This is a genomic window from Phenylobacterium sp. (genome assembly GCF_025351295.1).
Taxonomy (GTDB): domain Bacteria; phylum Pseudomonadota; class Alphaproteobacteria; order Caulobacterales; family Caulobacteraceae; genus Phenylobacterium.
This window is the reverse complement of sequence record NZ_JANXWD010000074.1, coordinates 1-2,413: the sequence shown is the minus strand read 5'-3', so window position 1 is coordinate 2,413 and position 2,413 is coordinate 1. Positions and strand designations below refer to the sequence as shown.

Annotated in this window: 3 protein-coding genes; all 3 read right to left on the bottom strand. The window is 70.0% G+C overall.

Translation table 11 applies throughout. The annotated features are described in order from the left end of the window. Positions 1–1,083, bottom strand: a 1,083-nt coding sequence (locus Q0R13_RS10845; RefSeq protein ID WP_293903693.1) for a Clp protease N-terminal domain-containing protein, incomplete at its 3' end; no start/stop codon positions are given. A 109-nt stretch (positions 1,084–1,192) separates the two neighbouring features. Continuing rightward, complete coding sequence (locus tag Q0R13_RS10840) at positions 1,193–1,993, bottom strand: class I SAM-dependent methyltransferase (protein WP_293903690.1); 801 nt, start codon at positions 1,991–1,993, stop codon at positions 1,193–1,195. Between the two features lie 14 nt (positions 1,994–2,007). Beyond that, positions 2,008–2,413 (bottom strand): prolyl oligopeptidase family serine peptidase (locus Q0R13_RS10835; RefSeq protein ID WP_293903687.1); only part of this gene is annotated, 406 nt, incomplete at its 5' end.

Below are 2,413 nucleotides of genomic sequence, written 5' to 3'. Positions count from 1 at the left end.
GTGGTGCAGCTCGTACTTCTCCTTCAGGCCGCGCAGGATCGAGACGGTGTCCTCCACCGTGGGTTCGCTGACGAACACCGGCTGGAAGCGGCGCGCCAGGGCGGCGTCCTTCTCGACGTTCTTGCGGTACTCATCCAGCGTCGTCGCACCGACGCAGTGCAGCTCGCCGCGAGCCAGGGCCGGCTTCAAGAGGTTGGAGGCGTCCATCGCGCCCTCGCTCTTCCCAGCGCCCACCAGGGTGTGCATCTCGTCGATGAACAGGATGATCGAGCCCTCGGCCGCGGTGACCTCGTTCAGCACCGCCTTCAGCCGCTCCTCGAACTCGCCGCGGTACTTCGCGCCGGCGATCAGCGAGCCCATGTCCAGGCTGAGCAGCTTCTTGTCCTTCAACCCCTCGGGCACGTCGCCGTTGACGATGCGCAGCGCCAGGCCCTCGACGATGGCGGTCTTGCCGACCCCAGGCTCGCCGATCAGCACGGGGTTGTTCTTGGTGCGGCGCTGCAGGACCTGGATGGTGCGGCGGATCTCCTCGTCACGACCGATCACCGGGTCCAGCTTGCCGTCGCGGGCGGCCTGGGTCAGGTCGCGGGCATAGCGCTTGAGGGCGTCGTAGCCGTCCTCGGCCGAGGCTGAGTCGGCCGTGCGGCCCTTGCGGATCGCCACGGCGGCGTCTTCCAGACCCTTGGGCGTGACCCCGGCGTCCTTCAGCAGCTTGGCGGTCGCGCCGCCTTCCTTGGCTAGCGCGATCAGCAGCCGCTCGGTGGTGACGAAGGCGTCCCCGGCGGTCTTGGCGCCGGCCTCGGCCTCGACGAACACCCGGGCGGTCTCCGGGGTCATGTAGAGCTGGCCGGAGCCGCCCTCGACCTTCGGGATGCGGGTGAGCGCGGCCTCGACGGACGTGTCGAGCTCTTCGGGCCGACCACCGGCGCTCTTGATCAGGGCGTCGGAGAGGCCGTCCTTCTCCTCGAGCAACACCTTCAGGATGTGCTCGGGCGCCAGCTGCTGGTGCCGCCGCGCGAGCGCCAGGCTCTGCGCCGACTGGATCGCCTGCTTGGCGCGATCGGAATAGATGTCGATGTTCATAGGGTCCCCATTGCGGCGGATCGTCGGACATCGCCTTGAGCAAGCGCAACGTCCGGACAGCCCCGATGTAGTGTGGCAATTGCGCCACACAAGGGCAGAGCGCCTGACCTCAGGTCCTCGTCCGGAGAACGGCCACGGCCTGGGAGGGTTCATCGACGCCGCCGGGAATCATCTCGGCGACATCGAAGCCGGCCGCCGCCAGCGCCGCGAGCCGCGCGGTCGCCGTCCATGCGGACATGTAGTTGGAGCCCTCCAGGGCCTGGTTCCAGACCACGTAGCCCTCGGCGGCCAGCCGCGGCGCCACGTCGGGCGGCCCCCAGGCGGCGGCATAGGCCTCGTCGTGGAAGGTCAGCAGCGCCAGGCCGCCCGGCCGTAGCACCCGGGCGATCTCCGCCAGCCAGGCCCGCGCCGTCGCCTCGGTCAGATGGGTCAGCACCGAGTGGGCGTAGACCAGGTCCACCGCGCCATCGCCCAGCGCCAGCGGCGGCTGCAGCCCGTTGGTCGCATAGGCCCCAGGCAGGTTCGCCGCGCACCACCCGGCCAGCTTCGGATTGAGGTCCGAGCCGTGGAACCGGCCCCCCGCCGCGATCACCGCCGGCGCCAGCCAGCGCGCGATCCGCCCCGCCCCGCAGCCGAAGTCCAGCACCCCGATCCCCGCCGCCACATCGACGCCATGCCGCGCCGCCAAGTCCGCGAACATCGCCGCGTCGCTCCGCCCCCGCTCGGAGAACCAAATCCGCGAGGGCCCGCTGACCAGCACCACCAGCTCGGCCGGCGGCATCGGCCGCCCGTCATCGGCCTCGTCGCCCAGCCCGCGCGCCGAACGCCGCTCCAGCCATCGGTAATAGGGCCCGATCAGCCCCGTCCGCTCCATAAGGCGGCGGACGACCCGGCGCAGGGGTTTCAGCATGCGCCGGCCATACATCAGTTCGGCGGGTTGTTCTTCTCGAGGAAGGCGATCATGGCGGCGAGAGTCTGGATGCGGGTCTCGCCGCGCGAAAGCCAGTGATCCTCGCCCTTCAGCACGACGAACTCCACCGGCCTGCCGGCCTTCTTCAGCGCGTCGGCCATGATCTGGCTCTGCTCCAGCGGCACCACCGAATCGTCCCGCCCGTGGATCAGCAGGACCGGCACGTTCACCTTGTCGCCGCGAGCCGCCGGCGAGAGGTCGGTCAGGATCTGGTCCTTGCCGTCGTCCGCGCCCATGAACCGGATCCAGTAGCGGAAGGCGGCCTCACTGCGCACCTTCGACCACGCGACCATCCGTTTCAGATCGGACACCCCGCCATACGAGGCGGCGCATCGATAGACCCCCGTATCGATCGCCGCG